This window comes from Notoacmeibacter sp. MSK16QG-6 (assembly GCF_024158145.1).
Classification (GTDB): Bacteria; Pseudomonadota; Alphaproteobacteria; order Rhizobiales; family Rhizobiaceae; genus Notoacmeibacter.
Genome location: NZ_JAMYXM010000003.1, coordinates 246,670 through 266,104, shown reverse-complemented (window position 1 = coordinate 266,104; position 19,435 = coordinate 246,670). Strand labels below are relative to the sequence as shown.

Annotated in this window: 17 protein-coding genes; 9 read left to right on the top strand and 8 right to left on the bottom strand. The window is 60.2% G+C overall.

Annotated elements, in window-relative coordinates; genetic code table 11:
* Positions 1 to 115 precede the first annotated feature (115 nt).
* Positions 116 to 3,580 carry a pyruvate carboxylase gene (gene pyc / locus NIM86_RS12355; RefSeq protein ID WP_253382558.1) on the top strand — a complete coding sequence of 1,155 codons (3,465 nt, stop codon included), beginning with the start codon at positions 116 to 118 and terminating at the stop codon, positions 3,578 to 3,580.
* A gap of 36 nt (positions 3,581 to 3,616) precedes the next feature.
* Positions 3,617 to 4,798 (top strand): MFS transporter, encoded by a 1,182-nt coding sequence (locus NIM86_RS12350; protein WP_253382555.1) that lies wholly within the window; start codon positions 3,617 to 3,619, stop codon positions 4,796 to 4,798.
* 56 nt (positions 4,799 to 4,854) lie between these two features.
* Here the strand turns inward: NIM86_RS12350 and NIM86_RS12345 are convergent, their stop codons facing one another.
* The 5 genes from NIM86_RS12345 to NIM86_RS12325 all read right to left on the bottom strand — a co-directional run bounded on the left by NIM86_RS12345 (position 4,855) and on the right by NIM86_RS12325 (position 9,709).
* Positions 4,855 to 5,007: a DUF3309 family protein gene (locus NIM86_RS12345; protein WP_094076486.1), complete on the bottom strand. Its 153-nt coding sequence runs from the start codon at positions 5,005 to 5,007 to the stop codon at positions 4,855 to 4,857.
* A 144-nt stretch (positions 5,008 to 5,151) separates the two neighbouring features.
* On the bottom strand, positions 5,152 to 7,425 hold the full coding sequence (locus NIM86_RS12340) for a molybdopterin cofactor-binding domain-containing protein (protein ID WP_253382553.1): 2,274 nt from the start codon (positions 7,423 to 7,425) through the stop codon (positions 5,152 to 5,154).
* The gene (locus NIM86_RS12335; protein ID WP_256478469.1) at positions 7,418 to 7,918 is read right to left on the bottom strand and encodes a (2Fe-2S)-binding protein; all 501 of its coding nucleotides are present in this window, start codon (positions 7,916 to 7,918) and stop codon (positions 7,418 to 7,420) included. The genes NIM86_RS12340 and NIM86_RS12335 overlap by 8 nt, the downstream gene beginning before the upstream one ends.
* Before the next feature lie 108 nt (positions 7,919 to 8,026).
* Positions 8,027 to 9,160, bottom strand: a complete 1,134-nt coding sequence (locus tag NIM86_RS12330; RefSeq protein ID WP_253382551.1) for a patatin-like phospholipase family protein — start codon at positions 9,158 to 9,160, stop codon at positions 8,027 to 8,029.
* Between the two features lie 189 nt (positions 9,161 to 9,349).
* Positions 9,350 to 9,709 (bottom strand): hypothetical protein, encoded by a 360-nt coding sequence (locus NIM86_RS12325; protein WP_253382549.1) that lies wholly within the window; start codon positions 9,707 to 9,709, stop codon positions 9,350 to 9,352.
* Positions 9,710 to 9,898: 189 nt separating this feature from the next.
* Here NIM86_RS12325 and ispG point away from each other — a divergent pair, with 189 nt between their 5' ends.
* Positions 9,899 to 11,149 carry a flavodoxin-dependent (E)-4-hydroxy-3-methylbut-2-enyl-diphosphate synthase gene (gene ispG / locus NIM86_RS12320; protein ID WP_253382547.1) on the top strand — a complete coding sequence of 417 codons (1,251 nt, stop codon included), beginning with the start codon at positions 9,899 to 9,901 and terminating at the stop codon, positions 11,147 to 11,149.
* Positions 11,150 to 11,153: 4 nt separating this feature from the next.
* A complete protein-coding gene (locus tag NIM86_RS12315; protein ID WP_253382545.1) occupies positions 11,154 to 11,996 on the top strand; it encodes a lytic transglycosylase domain-containing protein in 843 nt (280 codons plus the stop codon).
* 21 nt (positions 11,997 to 12,017) lie between these two features.
* On the opposite strand, the gene NIM86_RS12310 is transcribed toward NIM86_RS12315, so the two are convergent.
* Entirely contained in the window at positions 12,018 to 12,941 is a 924-nt protein-coding gene (locus NIM86_RS12310; protein WP_253382644.1) for a polyprenyl synthetase family protein, read from the bottom strand.
* A 169-nt stretch (positions 12,942 to 13,110) separates the two neighbouring features.
* Here NIM86_RS12310 and mtgA point away from each other — a divergent pair, with 169 nt between their 5' ends.
* Both mtgA and rpmF read left to right on the top strand, forming a co-directional pair.
* Complete coding sequence (gene mtgA, locus NIM86_RS12305) at positions 13,111 to 13,935, top strand: monofunctional biosynthetic peptidoglycan transglycosylase (RefSeq protein ID WP_253382543.1); 825 nt, start codon at positions 13,111 to 13,113, stop codon at positions 13,933 to 13,935.
* 157 nt (positions 13,936 to 14,092) lie between these two features.
* Positions 14,093 to 14,272 (top strand): 50S ribosomal protein L32, encoded by a 180-nt coding sequence (gene rpmF / locus NIM86_RS12300; protein ID WP_253382541.1) that lies wholly within the window; start codon positions 14,093 to 14,095, stop codon positions 14,270 to 14,272.
* 81 nt (positions 14,273 to 14,353) lie between these two features.
* Here rpmF and NIM86_RS12295 read toward each other — a convergent pair whose 3' ends face one another.
* On the bottom strand, positions 14,354 to 15,574 hold the full coding sequence (locus NIM86_RS12295; RefSeq protein ID WP_253382539.1) for an AGE family epimerase/isomerase: 1,221 nt from the start codon (positions 15,572 to 15,574) through the stop codon (positions 14,354 to 14,356).
* A 69-nt stretch (positions 15,575 to 15,643) separates the two neighbouring features.
* A complete protein-coding gene (gene phaR, locus NIM86_RS12290) occupies positions 15,644 to 16,249 on the bottom strand; it encodes a polyhydroxyalkanoate synthesis repressor PhaR (protein ID WP_253382537.1) in 606 nt (201 codons plus the stop codon).
* Positions 16,250 to 16,529: 280 nt separating this feature from the next.
* Here phaR and NIM86_RS12285 point away from each other — a divergent pair, with 280 nt between their 5' ends.
* The 3 genes from NIM86_RS12285 (at position 16,530) to phbB (ending at position 19,418) form a co-directional block, all read left to right on the top strand.
* Complete coding sequence (locus NIM86_RS12285) at positions 16,530 to 17,711, top strand: acetyl-CoA C-acetyltransferase (protein WP_253382535.1); 1,182 nt, start codon at positions 16,530 to 16,532, stop codon at positions 17,709 to 17,711.
* A gap of 104 nt (positions 17,712 to 17,815) precedes the next feature.
* Positions 17,816 to 18,565, top strand: coding sequence for a hypothetical protein (locus NIM86_RS12280; protein ID WP_253382533.1), 750 nt, complete (start codon positions 17,816 to 17,818; stop codon positions 18,563 to 18,565).
* A gap of 124 nt (positions 18,566 to 18,689) precedes the next feature.
* Positions 18,690 to 19,418 carry an acetoacetyl-CoA reductase gene (gene phbB / locus NIM86_RS12275; protein WP_253382531.1) on the top strand — a complete coding sequence of 243 codons (729 nt, stop codon included), beginning with the start codon at positions 18,690 to 18,692 and terminating at the stop codon, positions 19,416 to 19,418.
* Positions 19,419 to 19,435: the final 17 nt, after the last annotated feature.

Sequence of the window (19,435 nt, the reverse complement as noted above, 5' to 3'; positions counted from 1 at the left end):
AGTGCCCCAGCGGCATCATGTAGTTCATCTTGCGTTGCAGCAATTCTTCTGCGCCTGCCTTCTAACTCCGGCGCTGGTCTTCGCCAGCGCCTTCTCGTTCCAAGGACCCGCCAACGTGAAGATTAAGAAGCTCCTCGTCGCCAATCGCTCGGAAATTGCCATCCGCGTGTTTCGTGCAGCCAATGAACTGGGCATTGAAACGGTCGCCATATGGGCCGAGGAGGACAAATACGCGCTGCACCGGTTCAAGGCCGACGAGAGCTATCAGATCGGCCGCGGGCCGCATTTGGAGAAGGATCTCGGGCCGATCGAAAGTTATCTTTCGATCGAGGAGGTGATCCGCGTTGCCAAGATGGCCGAAGTGGACGCCATTCATCCTGGCTATGGTCTTCTGTCGGAAAGCCCGGAATTCGCCGACGCATGCGCCGAAGCCGGCATCACCTTCATTGGCCCGAAACCGGACACGATGCGCCGGCTCGGCAATAAGGTCGCGGCGCGCAATCTCGCCGTCGAGGTTGGCGTGCCGGTGGTGCCCGCGACGGAACCGCTCCCCGACGACATGGACGAAGTCGCCAGAATGGCCGAGGAGATCGGCTATCCGGTCATGCTCAAGGCGAGTTGGGGCGGCGGGGGACGCGGCATGCGCGCGATCCGCAGCGCCGACGATCTCTCCCGCGAGGTGACAGAAGCCAAACGCGAGGCGCGTGCCGCCTTCGGCAAGGATGAAGTCTATCTGGAAAAGCTGGTGGAGCGCGCCCGCCATGTGGAAGTACAGGTGCTGGGCGACACACATGGCAATCAGGTGCATCTGTTCGAGCGCGATTGCTCGATCCAGCGGCGCAACCAGAAGGTGGTGGAACGCGCGCCAGCGCCGTATCTCGACATGGGGCAGCGCGAAGAACTCTCGTCCCATGCCCTGAAGATCGCCGAGGCGACGGACTATGTCGGCGCAGGAACCGTCGAATTTCTCATGGATGCCGATACGGGCGCTTTCTATTTCATCGAGGTCAATCCGCGCATTCAGGTCGAGCACACCGTGACCGAAGAGGTGACGGGCATCGACATCGTCAAGGCGCAGATCCGCATCCTCGAGGGCGAGGCCATTGGCACGCCTGAAAGCAAGGTGCCCTCGCAGGCGGATATCAAGCTCAACGGCCATGCGCTGCAATGCCGCATCACGACCGAGGATCCGGAGCAGAATTTCATCCCGGATTATGGTCGCATCACCGCCTATCGCGGCGCTACGGGATTCGGCATCCGCCTCGATGGCGGCACGGCCTATTCCGGCGCGGTGATCACGCGCTTCTACGATCCGCTTCTGGAAAAAATCACCGCCTGGGCGCCGACCCCGGAGGAAGCGATTGCCCGCATGGACCGCGCTCTGCGTGAGTTCCGTATCCGTGGTGTGGCGACCAACCTGACCTTCCTCGAGGCGATCATCACCCATCCGAAGTTTCAGGACAACAGTTACACCACCAAGTTCATCGACAACACACCTGAACTGTTCTCGTCCGTAAAGCGGCAGGACAGGGCAACCAAGCTGCTGCGCTATGTGGCCGATGCGACGGTGAACGGCCATCCAGAAACACGCGACCGGCCCATGCCGCCAGCGGACGCGCCTGCGCCAGTCGCGCCGTTTGCCGGTGGAGATATTCCCGATGGCGCCCGGCAGATCTTCGAAGCCAAGGGCGCGGAGGGCTTTGCCAAATGGATGCGTGAGCAGACGGGCGTACTGGTGACCGACACGACCATGCGCGATGCCCATCAGAGCCTGCTCGCCACCCGCATGCGCTCGCACGACATCACGACCATCGCCGGGACCTATGCCCGCGCACTGCCGCAGCTTCTATCGCTGGAATGCTGGGGCGGCGCGACCTTCGACGTTTCCATGCGGTTCCTAACGGAGGACCCGTGGGACCGGCTGAGCGCGATCCGCGAAGCGGCGCCGAACCTGCTGACGCAGATGTTGCTGCGCGGCGCAAACGGGGTCGGTTACACCAACTATCCAGACAATGTGGTCCGCTATTTCGTGAAGCAGGCTGCTGAGGGAGGCGTCGATATTTTCCGTGTGTTCGATTGCCTGAACTGGGTGGAGAATATGCGGATCGCGATGGATGCCGTCGGCGAAAGCGGCAAGATCATCGAGGCGGCGCTGTGCTATACCGGCGATATTCGCGATCCCGACCGTGCCAAATACGACTTGAAATATTACGTCGATCTGGCCCGGGACCTGGAGGCAGCCGGCGCGCATATCCTTGCCGTCAAGGACATGGCGGGGCTGTTGAAACCGGCTGCGGCGACGGCGCTGTTCAAGGCGCTTCGTGAAACGACCGACCTTCCGATCCATTTCCATACGCACGATACGAGCGGGATCGCAGCTGCGTCGATCCTTGCTGCGGTAGATGCCGGCGTCGACGCGGTCGATGCGGCGATGGACGCGTTCTCCGGCAATACCAGCCAGCCCTGTCTCGGCTCCATCGTCGAAGCGCTATCCGGTACCGAACGCGATACCGGCCTCGATCCGGCCTGGATTCGCAAGATCAGCTTCTATTGGGAAGCTGTCCGCGCGCAATACGCCGCCTTCGAAAACATCTCCCAAAGCCCGGCCTCGGAGGTTTATCTGCATGAGATGCCAGGCGGTCAGTTCACCAATCTGAAGGAGCAGGCCCGCAGCATCGGCCTTGAGAGCCGCTGGCACGAGGTCGCGCAGGCCTACCATGACGTCAACATGATGTTTGGCGACATCGTAAAGGTGACACCGTCCTCGAAGGTCGTCGGCGATATGGCGTTGATGATGGTCAGCCAGGATCTGACCATCGCCGATGTGAAGGATCCGAAACGCGATATCGCGTTTCCCGACAGTGTGGTCTCCATGATGCGCGGCGATCTCGGACAGCCGCCCAGTGGCTGGCCGGAGGACATCCAGAAAAAGGTTCTGAAGGGCGAAGAAGCCTACACAGTGCGTCCAGGTTCTCGCCTGCCGGACGCCGATCTGGGCGAAGAACGCAAGACGATAGAGGAAAAGCTCGGCCATTCCATCGACGACCGCCGCTTTGCCTCCTACCTGATGTACCCGAAGGTCTTCACCGATTTCATGACGGTTCGTGAAGAATACGGTCCGGTCGATGCGCTGGCGACGCCGATCTATTTTTACGGCCTGCCGGTGGAAGAAGAGACCTATATTACAATCGAGCAGGGCAAGACGCTGACCGTTCGCACGCTCGCTATCGGCGAAACGGATGAGAAGGGTGAAAAGACCGTCTTCTTCGAACTCAACGGTCAGCCACGCCGTGTGAAGGTGCCGGACCGTGTCCATGGCGGCGACGCCGTGAAGGCGCGAGCGAAAGCCGAAATCGGCAATGCCGCTCATATCGGCGCGCCGATGCCCGGCGTGATCTCCTCCGTTGCGGTGAAGGCCGGCCAGGAGGTGAAGGCCGGCGACGTTCTGGTTTCCATCGAAGCCATGAAAATGGAAACCGCGCTTCATGCGGAAGCCGATGGCGTGGTCGCAGAGGTTCTCGTTACGCCCGGCGATCAGATCGACGCCAAAGACCTTCTGGTGCGGATGGAGGCGGCCTGAGCCGTCTCGTCTATCCAGGCGGGAAAGCGAGGACGAGTGAGCATCGCCGGCGGGAGTGCTGCGCTAGAAGGCCGTTGGCCGCGCGCGCGGGTTGCGGTCGGCTGCGCCTTTCTGCAATCGGGTCTGATTGTCGGTTGCTGGGCGCCCAAGATTCCGGAATTCGCCGAACGGATGGGTGTCGGAGAGCGCGGGCTCGGCCTCTTCATCTTTTGCTTCGGTATCGGATCGCTGGCAACGATGCCCTTGGCGGGACGCTGGGTCGTTCGGAGCGGCCCGCGCATTCCGATGCTGATCGGTCTGTGGCTGAGCCTGCTCATCCTGCCGGCGTTGACGCTTGCGTCCGGTCCGCTGGCAGGCGGGATCGCCATTTTTCTGTCCGGCGCAGCAATCGGTCTGGTCGAAGTCGGCATGAACAGCGCCGCGACAGAAACCGAACGCCATATGGGCCGACCCATTATGAGCGCCTGTCACGGGTTCTGGTCGCTTGGCGGTTTTGTAGGAGCCGCTAGCGGCGGCTGGCTGATCGCTCATTACGGCCTGTGGCCGCAGACGATCATCTCGACATTTGTCGCATTGGTGTTGACCGTGATTGCCTCGCTTTGGCGATCATCAAGCCCTGTCGATCCGGGACACGGCACAGAACAGGATAGAAAGGCCGGCTGGCCCTTAACGCCGCTCCCCTATCTCATCGCTGGCCTTGCGCTGATCGCTTATGTGGCGGAAGGCGCGCTTCTGGACTGGAGCGCCCTCTTCCTTCGTGAAGAACGGTCGATACCCGTTGCTCTATCCGGCTATGCTTTCGGGTTCTTCTCGGCAGCCATGGCGCTGATGCGTTTCGTCGGCGATCCGCTGCGGCAGCGGTTCAGTCTCTGGTGGCTGCTTGGCGGAGGTGCGCTGGTCGCCGGCGGCGGGATTTTCCTTTTCGGCACGGCGACATCGCTGCCGCTCATTCTCTGCGGCGCGGTTCTGGTCGGCATCGGTCTCAGCAATATGGTGCCGGTTCTGTTCGTGCTGTCGTCCTCGGTGCCGGGAGTGCCTGCGGCGACCGGCATCGCCATCACCTCGACAATCGGCTTTTCAGGGGTTCTTCTGGCGCCGTCGGTCATAGGCCTGATCGCATCATGGACAACTCTGTCCGCGGTTATGGCAGGACTTTCAATTCTTCTGCTGGTTTTTCTGGCGGTTCTGCCACTCGTCAAAAGCAGGCTTCAGGCATAAAAAAACGCCCGGCGGGACAAGCCGGGCGTTTTCTGGAGATCAGTCTATCGGTTCGATCAGATATATCCGACGAGAACCAGGATAATCACGATGATGAGGATCACACCGAGAATGCCGATCGGGCCATTGCCGAAGCGTCCGCGGGCCGGAATGGCGCCGAGCAGAAGCAAGACCAGAATGACAAGAAGAATAATACCAAGTGTGCTCATCTGAAAACTCCTCAATTATTTTACTGGAAATGCGGCAGACCGAAATTTGTTCCACATTCACAGCAACCTATCGTCAGTCGCAAGGCGGAACTCGACACGTAGTTAACGTGGTGCGCCGACATGCAGCATCCGATGCGGAGCATCTTAAACGAAGGCGACCGTCCTGTTCAGCGGTAAAGTCCGTATCCGTTCGCCGGTCAGCGCGGCAACAGCGTTGGCAAGAGCTGGCGCGGCAGGCGGCACGCCGGGTTCGCCAATCCCGCCCATGAAGGTCTGTTTGCGGCTCAACGCAATCTCGATCGACGGGCACTGGTGAAAGCGCATCATCGGATAAGTATCGAAATTGCCCTGCTCGACGCCGCCATCTTTCAGGTTGATCTCCTGCATCATCGCCGCCGACAGGCCAAAGACGATACCGCCCGATAGCTGCGCCCGGACGATTGCGGGGTCGAGCACAAGGCCACAATCGGCTACGCACCAGACCTTATCGATGGCAATCCTGTCTTCATCATCGCGCGATACTTCGACGATCTGAGCAACCGAGGTGTTGAAGGAAAAGCAGAAGGCGAGCCCCTGAGCGCTATTCGTACGCACTTTGCCGCCCTGCCATCCCGCCATTTCGCCGACCTGTCGCAACACCGCCTTGGCCGGCTCGAACCCGTCGAGCAGGGAGAGACGCAGGTCGAGTGGATCACGCTCCGCCGCATGGGCAATCTCGTCGAGAAAGCACTCCATGAAAAATGCATTGTTGGAGTTGCCGACAGACCGCCAGAAGCCGGAGGGCAAAGGAAGGTCGACCTCGGGTGTGGAAACGCGGAAATTCTTCAGATTGTAGGGCTGGTTCGCAGCGCCTTCGCTCATCGTCGCATCCTGCCCGAAAGCGGAAATTCCGATGCGCGCCGTCAATGATCCCATGATAGAGGGAGAGGCGAGTTTCATATCAATAGCCGCTATCGCGCCTTCATCGTCCAGCCGGGCGCGGCATTTCGCGCGGGCAGGCGGTCGATAAAGGTCGTGGCGGGTATCCTCCTCGCGGCACCACGTCACCTTGATTGGAACGCCGTCTGTTCGTTCGGCCAACTTCGCCGCGTAGAGCGCGAAATCGAATTCGGCCCGGCGGCCGAAGCCGCCTCCCAGCATCATTGTGTGAATACGGCAATTCTCTTCTTCAATGCCAAGCGCCTCGGCGCATTGACTGCGGATCAGCGTCGGCCCCTGATTGCCGCACCAGATATCAAGAACGCCGTCTTTCAGGCGGGCTGTCGCGTTCATTGGCTCCATCGTCGCATGTGCGAGCGGCGGCACATCGTAATCCGCCACGACGATATTTTCGTCCGGGCCTTCGGAGAGGATGGCCTCGACGTCACCTTCATCGCGATGAAGATCGGCATCACCCGTGTCGAAGGCGGTCTGAAAGGCGGCGTCCATCTCGCCTTTGCCGAAGCCCTCGTCCGTTTCCCATTCGACGGCGAGAGCTTTACGCGCCTTGAAAGCGGTCCAGGTGCTGTCCGCTATGATGCCGAAGCCTTCACCGTATACGCTCGATAGCGGGACGACCGCGCGGACACCGGGGATCGCCAGTGCGGCATTCCGGTCCGCCTTGCGGGGCTTGATGCCCGGAAGCGGTCCGATGGCGACCGTGCCGTGCAGCATGTCCTCCAGTGTCATGTCGATACCGAAAATCGGCGCGCCCTTTACTTTGGCGGGCACGTCGACACGCTGTTGGCTCTGTCCGAGAATCGTCCATTCTGAAGGACCGCGCGGTTCGGCATCGGTGATCGGATCGCGCAAGGCGGCTGCGGAAGCCAGTTCCGCATAAGTGACCGAGCGCGGACCGGACGGGTCGACAACCGATCCGTTGCGCGTCTGCAGCGTGGCGCGGTCGACACTCCAGACCGCCGCCGCCGTCGCTTTCAACGTTTCGCGGGCGCAGGCCCCCGCGATGCGCATCCTATCGAATGCATCGCGGGTCGATGTGGAGCCGCCAGTCAACTGCAGTCCCATCATCCTGCCGACGATATTTGCGAACTGCCGGAAGCCGTCGGCCATCATGCCTTCGTCCCACGGTTCGACCGGCATGGCAGATGTGATCATGGCGGCGTTGTAATAAGTGCTGGAGGCGGGACCGTGAATAACCGCGATGTCGGACAGGCTGACGTCGAGTTCTTCTGCGACCAGGGCCGCCAGCGTCGTCGTGACGCCCTGGCCCATCTCGGCCCGTGGAACGACGATGGTGACGGTCCCGTCCTCGGCGATCAGGACAAAAGGATTGAGCGCCGTATCGCCGCTATCGGGATTGTTTCGAAAAGGGTCTTCCAGAGGCTGGTTCGCCTTCCAGGCCACGAAGGCGACGCCAGCGCCAATCGCGGCGGTGCCGACCAGCAGTGTCCGGCGCGTGATGGTGCCGACCTTACCCACGGTCTGGCACCCTTCCAGCGGCTCCTGCCGCCGTCGCTCCGCCGTCCTGGCCGGATGCGCGCAAAACCGCGGCGCGGATGGCGGGATACGTGCCGCAGCGGCAGTAATTTCCGGTCATCGCCCGCGCGATCTCGTCTTCGGTCGGTTCCGGGATTTCCTGAAGAAGGGCAACGGCGCTCATAATCTGACCGGCCTGGCAATAGCCGCATTGCGGCACCTGTTCATCGATCCAGGCCTGCTGTACCGGATGCGGCTTGCCGTTGATGGCGAGACCTTCGATGGTGGTGATTTGAGAACCCGCCACGGATTGGACAGGCGTCACGCATGAGCGCCTGGCTCCGCCGTCGACAATGACCGTGCACGCGCCGCACTGGGCGACGCCGCAGCCGAACTTGGTTCCAGTCAGACCCAGAACGTCACGTAGCGCCCAAAGCAAGAGCATTTCCGGATCGACGTCCAGTTGGACTGTCCTTCCGTTAACCGTCAATTCCAACCCGTACTCCTCCACGCCAAGGGCTGTTCCTGAAGGCCCATATGCAAAACGTAGAATATAGGCAATCGATTCAATTGTCGCGAGTAAAGGTGGAGATAAGAAGGGCGTTCAGCGGGCAACAAGGTCGCGAATGCGGCCCATCAACATGGTTTTGACCTGCTGGTGGCGGTACGGCTGGGACAGCCGGCCATCATCGGTAAGGCCCGGCAGATTGAAAGTTTCTTCCTTGCCGACGCGGTCGATGCATCCCGTCATCCAGTCATCGGCGGCGGCCCGGCCGAGATCGCGCATGTGGATCAGGAACTCCCATTCGGCCGAGACTTTGGAACTGGCGCCCAATTCATCGAGATGGCTGTCGCCGTCGATCCTGTGGAAGCGCTGGAGCTTGACCGCCGATGGATCGAGTTTTCCTTCCGCAATCAGGCTACGGAACATGGCGATATCACGCAGCTCACGTAAGAGCGTGGCGTTGAAGGTGATCTCGTCGACGCGGCTTTGAATGGCCCGTGCGGTTTTCGGCACGCCCTGTCGGACGATCGGATTGATCTGAACCAGAAGCAGGTCGGGATGATCGTTAGCGTCGCGAAGCGGAAAGAGAGCCGGATTGCCGCCATAACCGCCGTCCCAATAATGCTGCCCATTGATTTCCACTGCCGGAAAAAGCGTAGGCAGGCATGTCGAAGCGGCAATCACGTTGGAATCGAGTTCTTCGTTGATGAAAAGCCGAAGTTGCCCCGTTTCAACATTTGTTGCGGCGATAAACAGCTCAATGGCGCATTTGCGGTGGATCAGATCGAAGTCGATCTCCGCATCGACGACTTCTTTAAGGGGGTTGTGGTTGAACGGGTTCGCCATGGTCGGGGAGACGGTCCGCGACAGCGCTTCCAGCCAATTGAATCCGACTGTGTTTTCGACCGACCAATTGCCCCAGGCTCGATCCCAAGGGTTACGCTGAATTGGCGAGAAGCGACCCTTCAGGCCTACCCGCCGCCACACATCATGCAATTTCTGGCGCGCGCCATCCCGCCCGCTCTCAGCCCAGCCATGCGCCAGGGCGACAGCGTTGAAAGCACCGGCCGACGTGCCCGATATTGCAGGGAACACCAAGCGCCCATCCTCAAGCAGACGGTCGAGAACGCCCCAGCTGAATGCGCCGTGGCTGCCGCCGCCCTGTAAAGCGAGATTGACGGGCAGTCCGTCCTCAGGGGTTATCGTGTGCTTGCAAAATGCGCTTTGATCCATGTGTCATCGGTCCTTGTCGACACGGTCTGTTGCGTCATGGCGGCCCTGCCAACCTCCTCTCAGCCAGCGCGCTGTCCTGACGCGTAGATGGGGTCGGCTTTGTTCTTCGCAACTGCAGCATTTTATCGTAGCAAGAAAAAGGCCGCCGGGGACGGCGGCCAATTCAATTATTATTAACCTTAATTTACCTCAGCTTTCCGGCGGAGGTGGGGTCGGGGTGCCCGGGTAGTCGCGCTCTTCTATCTTGCTCGAATTGTTCAGGAAGAATGTTGCGGCCAGCCCGACCAGAGCCACACCCACAAGGGCGGCGGCTGCCGTCGTGCCCGGATTGTCGCTCGCCCGACGCCAGCCCCGCTGGTAAAAACTCTGCGGAGGGCTGAAGTAATCACGAATCGCGTGGAAGACGTCCTCGCTAGTGTGTCGTGTGGAGGAAAGGGCGCGGCTCGATTTGCGCGATGCATCGCGGCGCAGTGAGGTAATTTCGCTGCGTAGAGCGTCGAGTTGCTCGGAAAGATCGTCGCGCCAGTCGTTCTCACGAAAGAAGCTCATGAAAATATCCTTTGGTCCTTCGATATTGGTCCTGCTTTTCAACGGGGTGGAGGGAAACGGGTTCCATCCTTTCGGCTCTTCTGTCACCGCCTTGACGTCTTTGTGTGCTTGACGCAAGCGCCCGGGTAACCGACCTAGGGCTTTGAACTGTTCGACACCGCCGAGACCGCGACGATTAAGAGGTTTGTCATGACCGCCATTCTGCGAGAACCGCTTTCCCGTCGTCAGTCGGTCGGGGTCGATGTCGGCGGCGTCATCGTCGGCGGCGACGCGCCCGTGGTGGTGCAGTCGATGACCAACACCGATACAGCGGATGTCGATGGCACGGTGGCGCAGGTCGCCGCGCTGAGCCGCGCCGGCTCCGAAATCGTCCGCATTACGGTCGACCGAGACGAGGCGGCGGCGGCGGTTCCGAAGATCCGTGAGCGATTGGAGCGGCTCGGCCTTCATGTGCCGCTGGTCGGCGATTTTCATTATATCGGGCACAAGCTGCTGGCCGATCACCCCGCCTGCGCCGAAGCGCTGGCCAAGTACCGGATCAACCCCGGCAATGTTGGTTTTCGAGACAAACGCGACCGGCAATTTGCCGAGATCGTAGAGATCGCCATCCAGCATGATAAGCCAGTGCGGATCGGCGTTAATTGGGGCTCGCTCGATCAGGAACTGCTGACCCGGCTCATGGACGAAAACCAGGCGAAAGGCTCACCGCTCTCGGCGCGTCAGGTGACGCGCGAGGCGATTGTCCAGAGCGCGCTACTCTCTGCCGAACTGGCCGAAAAGATCGGCCTTGGGCGCGACAAGATCATTCTGTCGGCCAAGGTCAGCCAGGTACAGGATCTGATCTCTGTCTATGCCATGCTGGCAGAGCGGAGCGACCATGCGCTGCATCTTGGGCTTACGGAAGCGGGCATGGGCACGAAGGGCGTGGTTGCTTCATCCGCTGCGATGGGCATTCTTTTGCAGCAGGGTATCGGCGATACGATCCGTATCTCGCTGACGCCGGAGCCCGGCGGGGACCGCACCCGCGAAGTGCAGGTCGCGCAGGAACTGCTTCAGACGATGGGGTTTCGTCAATTCCTGCCGGTGGTGGCGGCCTGTCCCGGTTGTGGCCGAACGACATCGACCGTTTTTCAGGAACTTGCCCAGCGAATAGAGAGCGATCTGCGCGAGCAGATGCCGATATGGCGCGACAAATATCCCGGCGTGGAGGAACTGAAAGTGGCGGTGATGGGCTGTATCGTCAACGGGCCGGGCGAGAGCAAGCATGCCGATATCGGTATTTCCCTGCCCGGCACCGGCGAAAGCCCGGCTGCGCCGGTCTATGTCGAGGGACGCAAGGCAGCCACGTTGCGCGGCAACAATATCGCCGAGGACTTCCGGGCGATGCTCGCCGATTACATCGAAGGGCGTTTCGGACAAAGCGCCGACGCGGCGGAGTAGGGTAATGCGGGGCCGGCTGATCGGCCTGTTCGCCTGTCTCTTCGTCCTCGCTCTTTCTCTCTCGGCCGGGTCCGCAGAGACTGATCGCGGAGAACATGTCCGGCGCGTTTGTCAGCTCATCAAGCGCGAGGCGGAGAAGAACGGTCTTCCCGCAGCGTTCTTTGCCCGTCTTGTGTGGACGGAAAGCCGGTTCGACCCCGGTGCGGTCTCGCCGGTCGGTGCAGAAGGTATCGCCCAGTTCATGCCGGGGACGGCCAAATTGCGCGGTCTTGCCGATTCTTTCGAGATGGAAGCGGCGCTCGCCGCATCGGCGGCCTATCTCGCTGAAATGCGGGAACGCTACGGTAATCTCGGGCGTGCCGCCATCGGTTACAATGCTGGTGAAGAGCGGCTGCGCCAATGGATCGGCGGCAATCCGTGGCTGCCGCTGGAAACTGAAAACTACGTCCTGAAGGTGCTGCAGGAGCCGCCAGAACGCTTTGCGGATGCGATATATTCAAGCCGAATTTCGCCGCTCGACGCAAAGTTGTCGTTTCTCGAAGGATGCAAGCGATTGCCGGTTATTCGCACGCGCGCACCGGCCATTGCGAGGCCGACCAAACCCTGGCTCGTGCAACTTGCGGGCAGCTTTCGGCGAGGGGCGGTGGAACGTCAACTGGAGCAGCTTCGTCGGCGCCATGCGATGCTCGCCGAGCACGATCGAATCATCACCCGCTTGAGACGACCCGGCGCCAGAGCGCGGATCTATGCCGCCGGGATCGGAGCGGATAGCCGTGAAGAGGCCAATCGTTTGTGTGCCGCGTTTCGACGCGAGGGCGGAAGTTGTGTCGTGCAGCGCATAAGATGACTGAAAGCCGGGCGAAGACGCTTACCGGTCCCGGAAGGCGATGTAGCGAGCCGTGTGCACGAGGACATCGGCTTTCGAACCGAAGGGTCGCAGAAGTTCCGTCGCCTCGGCCACAAGGTCTTGCAGACGCTCCCGTGTCCAGTCCACACCGCGCAGGGAGGGCAATGTTGCCTTGTTCGCGGTGGCATCCTTTCCGGTCGCCTTGCCGATGGTCTCAGGGTCGGACATGATATCCAACAAATCGTCGGCAAGCTGGAAGGACAGGCCGATGATTTCGCCGAACCGGCGCAGACGCGCTTGATCCTTTTCCGGTGCGCCCGCAGCGATTGCGCCGGCTTCACAGGCAAAACGCAGAAGAGCCCCGGTCTTCATGCTCTGAAGCGTCTCGATCTCGGCCATGGCCAAAGGACGGTCCGCTTTCTCGGCTTCCAGATCGAGCATCTGCCCGCCGACCATGCCACCAATGCCTGCCGCACGGGACAGCCCGCCGATTATCGCCAGCTTTCGGTCCGGCTGCAATCGGCTCTCCGGTCCCGTCACAATATCGAAAGCCAGTGTCAGAAGCGCATCGCCCGCCAGAATGGCCGTCGCTTCATCGAAGGCACGATGGACGGTGGGTTGTCCTCTGCGAAGATCGTCGTCGTCCATCGCCGGCAGATCGTCGTGAACCAGGGAATAGCAATGAATGCATTCCAGGGCTGCGCCGACCCGCAAAACGGCCTCGCCGTCGACGTCGAAGAGCGCGGCGCTTTGCTCAACGAGAAAGGGACGCAGTCTCTTGCCGCCGCCCAGAAGCCCATGCGCCATCGCTGCGCGAAGCCGTTCCGGACGGGCGATTTCGTCGGGCAAAGCTTGAGGGGACAGGAGTTTGTCCAGCAAGCGCTCCAGACGCACAGCGTGATCGGCGAGGGCGGCAGGCGGTGTTGCGGTGGAGCGCGGTTCCATCATGGCGGCTGACCTGCCCTGTCCTCACCGCCGGGTCAAGCGTGACCTGCCATTGTGCCTGTTGCCGTTGCGTCCGACGATCTCGCTCAGTATGGCATGGAGAACTGAGGATTTGCCTCGACGTGGACGATCGGGATGCAGTCGTGTGCCAAAGCGTGATGACCCCAACATGGCTGAGAGCCATAAGGCTGACGACAGGTCCTTTCCCGATGCGGTCAGCGGTGAGGATCGTGTCTTGAGCCGTTCATCGAAATCAAAACCAGCAGGCGGCAGCCGTAAAGCAAAATCGGCGTCGGGTCGCCGCCCTAAGCGCGGCCGACGTTGGTTCATCAGAATCTTCTTCGCGTTGATTGCAATCGCACTTGTGCCCGTCGGTTTGACGGCGCTGGCGCTGGTGCCCCAGGTCCATCCTGTGTCGACGCTGATGATTGCCGATCTTCTCAGATTGAAGGGTTATGAGCGAGAATGGGTCTCGCTGGACGAGATGGCGCCGGTGCTGCCGCGTAGCGTGATGATGAGCGAGGACGGCCAGTTCTGCCGCCATTACGGCGTCGATCTCGGCGAATTGAAAGTTGTCGTGGAAGATGCGCTCGATGGTGAAAAGACGCGCGGCGCATCGACCATTCCGATGCAACTGGTGAAGAACCTTTTTCTCTGGCCGTCGCGATCCTTTGTGCGCAAGGGCATTGAAATTCCCTATGCCGTCTCGATGAACGCGATACTGCCGAAACGGCGCATCATGGAGATTTATCTCAACGTCGTTGAACTGGGTGACGGCATTTATGGAGTGGAAGCCGCCTCGCAGCATTATTTCGGGCGATCGGCAGCCAAGCTATCGGCGGAACAGGCCGCAAGGCTGGCGGCGACCTTACCGAACCCCGCTGAGCGCAATCCCGAAGCCGGCGGGCCGGGTACGCGCAAGCTGGCGCGATTGATCCAGCGGCGGGCCGCGAAGAGCGGGGCCTATACCAAATGCCTCGAATTGAGTAACTAGAAGCGTGACAGGCATTCTCAGGCGCAATTTTTCGCCGAAGGTGCTGGTCATGTCGACTTGGACGGTGTATAGGCCCGCCAATTCTCAAAACCATCGCCGCTGTTGATGGTCCTTTCGTGAGGGCCGGCAAGCGCGTTGAGCCAAATGGAGACGCACAATGGCAGTGCCGAAAAGGAAAGTCACGCGCGCCAAGCGTGGCATGCGCCGCAGCAGCGATGCGCTGAAGCAGCCGACCTATATCGAGGATTCCAATTCAGGTGAATTGCGCCGCCCGCATCACATCGACCTGAAAAGCGGTATGTATCGCGGTCGGCAGGTTCTTCAGCCGAAGGACTGAAATCGCCGTCCCCAAGGGCGTCCAGCGATTTTGCAATAGCGAGCCGGCTTCCTTCTGGACGCCGGCTTTTCTGCGTCGCTGCTAGCCAAGCGCGCGCCGGACGGCGGAGGCATAGGTCGGCGCAAGCGGCAGACGCGCGGCGAGCAGGGCCTGATAGGCATGGTAGAGGTCGGGTTTGCCCCGATAGATCGACTCGGACGGTCGGTTTTGACCGTCGACCTCGTTCCACCAACTGCCGAATGTCTCATCGACGAATAGGTCGCGGATTGTCGACCAGAAGCGATTGCGCCACTCGGCAAAACGGGTCTCGCCGGTGATGCGACTCAGAAATTCGGCAGCGACAGCGGCCTCTGCGATGACCCAGTGCGGCCGGTTCTCGACACTGACCTCGCCATCCCAACCGACCGTATAGACGATGCCGGGCGGCTCATCCTTCCAACCGTCGCGTAGCACAGCCTCGAAGAGACCTTCCGCATCCCTTCGATGGGATGCCGGCGTTCCATTGCCGTGTTCTGCCAGCGCCATATCGAGTCTTAGAAGAAGATGCGCCCATTCGGCGTAGTGGCCCGGAGTGGTGCCGAAGGGTCGAAGATCGTCAAAGGGCCGGTCGGCATTGAAGTCCTTCAGGACATTCCAGTTTCGGTCGAAATGCTCGATAACAGCGTAGCCGTTCGGCCGGGCATGACTTCCTACAATAGTTTCGACGATTAATCGGCCGCGATGCAGCCATATCGGGTCTCCCGTCGCGTCATGCAGGGCGAGAAACGCTTCGAGCATGTGCATATTGGCGTTGGCGCCGCGATAATCCATCTCGTCGGTCCAGTCGGCGGCGAAGCGTTCACGGACCGCGCCTTCCTCTTCCGACCAGAAGCGCATCTCGATCAGTTGGACGACGTCTTTGAGAATATCGCTCGCGTCATGACCGAAGGAGGTGGCGGTGCTGGCAGCCAGCGCGACGAATGCGTGCAGATAGGCTTCTTTGCGACGGTCTTCTCCAGCATCGTCCTTGTACCACCCGCCATGTCTGGAATCGCGCAGTCCTTCGCGAAGCGCGCGCAGTCCGTGATCGACGAGGTCGGCGCCATCGCAATCGCCAAGCGCCGTCGCCAGCGCGTAGCAGTGGATTTTCCGGCAGGTCAGTACACCATTGATGGGCGCGTTGGCGGGCAGTCGGCCTGCCGTGTCCAGCAGGCCAAAGCCTCCGCCGGGTATGGCGGCGGCCTTGGAAAAAGCCAGCAATCGCCGGCTCTCTTCGCGCAGCCATTGCCGATCCGGCGGTGCGGAGGCGACTGGCGGCATCATGATGACAGAAGCGCCGGACTCATCTCATAGACTGGTCGATTTGCGACATTGCGAGCTGTAATGCGCCGGTCAACTGCTGCCCAGCTTGTCCAGCTTTTCCTGCATCGCGGCGATCTGGCGCTTCATCTCGTTGAGATCGTTGCCAGAACGCGTTTCGCGATCGTCGTCCTTGTCGCCAATGGCGTCCGCGCCCGCGGCTGGCCCTGCCGCAAACGGGTTGAACATGGCCATCGCCTTGGTGAACATTTCCATGTTCCGCCGGGCCTGCTCTTCCATCGCTTTCTGGCCGACGCTCATCATCTGAACCGGGTCGCCCATCGCGCTGGTGAATTCTTCGCGGAGCTGCTCCTGGCGGCTCTGGAACGCTTTCATCGACTGTTCGAGATAGGACGGGACGAACATCTGCATCTGATCGCCGTAATAAGCGATGAGCTGGCGCAGGAAGGGGATGGGGAGCATGGCGTTGCCGGTCTGGTTTTCCAGCTCGAAAATGATCTGCGTCAGCACCGAATGAGTGATGTCGGCGCCGCTTTTGGCGTCCTGCACGACAAAATCCTCGTCCCGCTTGACCATGTTGGACAGGTCCTCGAGCGTGACGTAGGTGCTCGTTCCGGTGTTATAGAGCCGGCGGTTAGCGTATTTCTTTATGACGATCGTGCCGCCCTTATCTGCCATTCGATATCTCCCTGCCTGACGGGTCGAACATGCGGCTTTGCTGCATCAGTTCGCATTGTGCTTCGACAATAGGCATGGGAATTGTGCGATGCCAAGCCGTATTGTGCAGATGCGTAGAAGAATCGTGACCCTTGTCAAAGCGCCATGCGAAAGCAATTCTTTGGATGAGGACTGGTGCAGGCGCACCCCAAGGGAGGTTGTCGGGCCCGGACTGGCCTTCGCCGAGGGTCTCATATAGGCCGTTCAATAGATATGTCTTTGCAAGGAAGGTTAATTACCGATGAGCCAATCCATCGTCATCGCCAGCGCAGCGCGCACCCCGGTGGGGTCGTTTAACGGCGCCTTCGCCAATGTTCCGGCCCACGAGCTTGGCGCTGCCGCCATCAAAGCCGCGCTCGAACGCGCGGGCGTCGATGCCAAGGAAGTCGATGAGGTCATTCTGGGTCAGATTCTGACTGCGGCGCAGGGCCAGAATCCCGCTCGCCAGGCTGCGATGGCCGCCGGCTGTCCGCAGGAAACGACCGCCTGGGGGCTCAATCAGCTTTGCGGTTCGGGCCTTCGCACCATCGCCATCGGCATGCAGCAGATCGCCATGGGCGATGCATCCATCATCGTGGCGGGCGGCCAGGAGAGTATGAGCATGGCTCCACACGCGGCGCATCTGCGCGGCGGCGTGAAGATGGGCGATCTGAAAATGCAGGACACCATGCTGAAAGACGGCCTGATGGATGCATTCTACGGCTATCATATGGGCAACACGGCCGAGAACGTCGCGGAGAAATGGCAGCTTTCGCGCGATACGCAGGACGAGTTCGCCGTTGCCTCGCAGAACAAGGCGGAAGCGGCTCAGAAGGCCGGCAAGTTCAAGGACGAGATCACCCCCTTCACGGTGAAGGGCCGCAAGGGCGATACGGTGGTCGAGGAAGATGAGTATATCAAGCACGGCGTCACCAAGGAGGGCGTCGGCAAGCTGCGTCCGGCCTTCAACAAGGAAGGGTCCGTTACGGCTGCCAATGCGTCCGGCATCAATGATGGCGCAGCCGCGGTGGTGCTGATGAGCGAGGAAGAAGCCTCCAAGCGCGGTATTACACCGATGGCGCGGATCGTCTCATGGGCAACGGCCGGTGTCGATCCGCAGATCATGGGCACAGGCCCGATTCCCGCGTCGAGAAAGGCGCTGGAAAAGGCGGGTTGGAAGGTCGACGATCTGGATATCGTGGAGGCCAATGAGGCCTTCGCCGCTCAGGCCTGCGCCGTGAACAAGGATATGGGCTGGAGTCCCGACATCGTGAACGTCAATGGCGGTGCGATCGCCATCGGCCACCCGGTCGGCGCATCGGGCGCGCGCATCTTCAACACGCTTCTCTTCGAGATGAAGCGCGGCGGTGCAAAAAAAGGTCTCGCCACGCTTTGCATCGGTGGGGGCATGGGCGTCGCCATGTGCGTCGAAAACATGAACTGATCCACCTTTCGGCAAGCCCGTCTATCCAATCTTGGGATGGTCGGGCTTGTCGCGTCGATCAACTGTCCGTGTCGCTTGGCAAGATGGCCGGAAAGGCTAGACCGTTGCGCTTCTTCATCTGGATCGCGAGCGTTCTTCTCGTATTGGTCGGCATTACGGAGATTGTTTATTCCACGACATTGCCGGAAATGGCGCCAGGGCTCTCTACGAGCGATCTGAAAGCTCTTGCCAGGGAGGCCCCGCCGAGGTCCGGTCCAGAACGAAAGGTCTTTTTCGAAAGTTGGTATGAGCGGCGGGAGGCTATGGAAGGCGGTCGATACGAACGCTTGGATGCGGGCCTATTCGATTTGACGCTGGGGTTGCTTCTTGTTGTGGCCGTATCCTTTGGTCCCGCCTTCGCACGGACGAAACGAGCCGCCAGGCTTGGCAGGGAAATCGTTCTTATTATAGCGATTTCAATAAGCCTCGTTGGATACACTATGGCTAACGCCATTCTCGAATCGCAACGCAGTCGACTAAATGGATCTGCCGATACACTCATTTTTCCAATTATTGGGGCGATATCGGTCGGCTGGTTTATTTTTGTATCGCTTAGCATCGTCACTTTGATATTCCATTTGACCAACCGCGGTCGAAAACCGGTCTATTTCCCTATCGCAGAAACGAATTGGTGGCGCGCTTTGGTGGGCTTTGTCTTTGCGTTGCCAATAATTAGCTACGTTGTCGTCGAGCAATTCACATTCCGATTATCCTCCGCCAGTTGGCTCATTCTTGTCGCCAGTTTTGGAATTGTGGCGCTGGTTCTCTCCTTCGCCCAAACAATCATGACGGTCCCAGTGCGAGCACAGTCCTGATTCAACCGTGCTGCACTGCGGCAAAAACTAAGTTGAATTAAGGACTTGCGTTGAAGTCCCCCTGTCCTACAAAAATAGGGAAGAGGTGACGGCGAAACGTCGCCCAGCCAATCGGGAGGACTTTATGGGACGAGTAGCAATCGTGACGGGTGGCAGCCGCGGCATCGGCGCGGCGATCTCAAAGGCGCTGAAAGAGGCTGGCCATACAGTCGCCGCCACCTATGCTGGCAATGACGAGAAGGCGGCCGCTTTTACTGACGAGACCGGAATCAAGACCTTCAAATGGGATGTCGGATCGTTCGATGCCTGCAAGGACGGGATCGCCAAGGTGGAGGATGAACTTGGCGGGCCGGTCGAAATTCTCGTCAACAATGCGGGTATTACTCGCGATGCCCCCTTTCACAAGATGAGCCCGGAGCACTGGAACGACGTCATAGGCACGAATCTGACCGGCCTTTTCAATATGACGCGCAATGTCTGGGACGGCATGCGTGAGCGCGGCTTTGGACGGATCGTCAGCATTTCGTCGATCAACGGTCAGAAAGGGCAGTTCGCCCAGGCTAATTACGCCGCGGCAAAAGCCGGCGATATTGGGTTTACCAAGGCCCTCGCCCAGGAAGGCGCTCGCAAGAACGTTACCGTCAATGTTGTCTGTCCCGGCTACATCAATACCGATATGATGAGTACGATTCCCGACAAGGTGATGAACGAAGTGATCCTGCCGCAGATCCCGGTCGGGCGGCTTGGCGAACCTGAGGAAATCGCGCGTTGCGTCGTTTTCCTGTCCTCTGACGAAGCGGCCTTCATTACCGGTTCGACCATTTCCGCCAATGGCGGACAGTACATGGCCTGATTGTTGAACTCCCAGTG

What these genes read in the sequence shown, in the direction of transcription:
- NIM86_RS12315 (WP_253382545.1), top strand. Translation starts at nt 11,154, where the DNA reads ATGCGGGGCCGGCTGATCGGCCTGTTCGCCTGTCTCTTCGTCCTCGCT.
- NIM86_RS12325 (WP_253382549.1), bottom strand. Translation starts at nt 9,709, where the DNA reads ATGAGCTTCTTTCGTGAGAACGACTGGCGCGACGATCTTTCCGAGCAA.
- ispG (WP_253382547.1), top strand. Translation starts at nt 9,899, where the DNA reads ATGACCGCCATTCTGCGAGAACCGCTTTCCCGTCGTCAGTCGGTCGGG.
- phbB (WP_253382531.1), top strand. Translation starts at nt 18,690, where the DNA reads ATGGGACGAGTAGCAATCGTGACGGGTGGCAGCCGCGGCATCGGCGCG.
- NIM86_RS12345 (WP_094076486.1), bottom strand. Translation starts at nt 5,007, where the DNA reads ATGAGCACACTTGGTATTATTCTTCTTGTCATTCTGGTCTTGCTTCTG.
- NIM86_RS12310 (WP_253382644.1), bottom strand. Translation starts at nt 12,941, where the DNA reads ATGGAACCGCGCTCCACCGCAACACCGCCTGCCGCCCTCGCCGATCAC.
- NIM86_RS12285 (WP_253382535.1), top strand. Translation starts at nt 16,530, where the DNA reads ATGAGCCAATCCATCGTCATCGCCAGCGCAGCGCGCACCCCGGTGGGG.
- phaR (WP_253382537.1), bottom strand. Translation starts at nt 16,249, where the DNA reads ATGGCAGATAAGGGCGGCACGATCGTCATAAAGAAATACGCTAACCGC.
- rpmF (WP_253382541.1), top strand. Translation starts at nt 14,093, where the DNA reads ATGGCAGTGCCGAAAAGGAAAGTCACGCGCGCCAAGCGTGGCATGCGC.
- mtgA (WP_253382543.1), top strand. Translation starts at nt 13,111, where the DNA reads ATGGCTGAGAGCCATAAGGCTGACGACAGGTCCTTTCCCGATGCGGTC.
- NIM86_RS12295 (WP_253382539.1), bottom strand. Translation starts at nt 15,574, where the DNA reads ATGATGCCGCCAGTCGCCTCCGCACCGCCGGATCGGCAATGGCTGCGC.
- NIM86_RS12330 (WP_253382551.1), bottom strand. Translation starts at nt 9,160, where the DNA reads ATGGATCAAAGCGCATTTTGCAAGCACACGATAACCCCTGAGGACGGA.